The organism is Poseidonibacter ostreae, assembly GCF_009208075.1.
Lineage (GTDB): Bacteria > Campylobacterota > Campylobacteria > Campylobacterales > Arcobacteraceae > Poseidonibacter > Poseidonibacter ostreae.
Window position 1 is genome coordinate 1 of sequence record NZ_WFKJ01000095.1, and the last position, 1,795, is coordinate 1,795.

The window sequence follows — 1,795 nt, forward strand, 5'->3', positions numbered from 1 at the left end:
ATGGATGATCTTTAACAATGTAAATAGTTTGTAAAGTAATCTTTATAAACTGAATATAATACTCTAACTATAATCGTAAGTGATACGATTTAAAATAAAATACATACAAAATAACAAGAAGTTAATTTCTTGTCTATAAAATTTGAGTGATAATTTTGTATAACAATACAAATTTGTCAGTTTCAAACAATCTTCGGAGAGTTTGATCCTGGCTCAGAGTGAACGCTGGCGGCGTGCTTAACACATGCAAGTCGAACGAGAACGGATTAAAGCTTGCTTTAATTGTCAGCTAAGTGGCGCACGGGTGAGTAATATATAGGTAACGTGCCTTCAAGAAGGGGATAACGTTTGGAAACGAACGCTAATACCCTATATGCCTTTAAGACTTAAGTCTGCAAGGGAAATATTTATAGCTTGAAGATCGGCCTGTACAGTATCAGTTAGTTGGTGAGGTAATGGCTCACCAAGACAATGACGCTTAACTGGTTTGAGAGGATGATCAGTCACACTGGAACTGAGACACGGTCCAGACTCCTACGGGAGGCAGCAGTGGGGAATATTGCACAATGGACGAAAGTCTGATGCAGCAACGCCGCGTGGAGGATGACACATTTCGGTGCGTAAACTCCTTTTATATAGGAAGATAATGACGGTACTATATGAATAAGCACCGGCTAACTCCGTGCCAGCAGCCGCGGTAATACGGAGGGTGCAAGCGTTACTCGGAATCACTGGGCGTAAAGAGAATGTAGGCGGATAGATAAGTCAGAAGTGAAATCCAATAGCTCAACTATTGAACTGCTTTTGAAACTGTTTATCTAGAATATGGGAGAGGTAGATGGAATTTCTGGTGTAGGGGTAAAATCCGTAGAGATCAGAAGGAATACCGATTGCGAAGGCGATCTACTGGAACATTATTGACGCTGAGATTCGAAAGCGTGGGGAGCAAACAGGATTAGATACCCTGGTAGTCCACGCCCTAAACGATGCACACTAGTTGTTGTGAGGCTAGACCTTGCAGTAATGCAGTTAACACATTAAGTGTGCCGCCTGGGGAGTACGGTCGCAAGATTAAAACTCAAAGGAATAGACGGGGACCCGCACAAGCGGTGGAGCATGTGGTTTAATTCGACGATACGCGAAGAACCTTACCTGGACTTGACATAGATAGAATATAACAGAGATGTAATAGTGCTAGCTTGCTAGAACTATCATACAGGTGCTGCACGGCTGTCGTCAGCTCGTGTCGTGAGATGTTGGGTTAAGTCCCGCAACGAGCGCAACCCTCGTCATTAGTTGCTAACAGTTCGGCTGAGAACTCTAATGAGACTGCCTGGGTAACCAGGAGGAAGGTGAGGACGACGTCAAGTCATCATGGCCCTTACGTCCAGGGCTACACACGTGCTACAATGGGGTATACAAAGAGCCGCGATACTGTGAAGTGGAGCAAATCTCAAAAATATCTCCCAGTTCGGATAGCAGTCTGCAACTCGACTGCTTGAAGTTGGAATCGCTAGTAATCGTAGATCAGCAATGCTACGGTGAATACGTTCCCGGGTCTTGTACTCACCGCCCGTCACACCATGGGAATTGAACTCATTCGAAGCGGGAATGCTAAAGTAGCTACCCTCCACAGTGGATTCAGTAACTGGGGTGAAGTCGTAACAAGGTAACCGTAGGAGAACCTGCGGTTGGATCACCTCCTTTCAGAGACAGAGACTTAGATTCGTTTCTAAGTCTCATCAAGAAAAACAAATAAAGAGTATTATGTTCGGTTTATAAAGATTATTTAAAA

At 43.9% G+C, this 1,795-nt stretch carries 1 rRNA gene; it reads left to right on the forward strand.

From position 1 onward, the window contains the following. Positions 1 to 190 precede the first annotated feature (190 nt). Positions 191 to 1,707, forward strand: a 16S ribosomal RNA gene (locus GBG18_RS14910). The last annotated feature ends 88 nt before the right edge of the window (positions 1,708 to 1,795 follow it).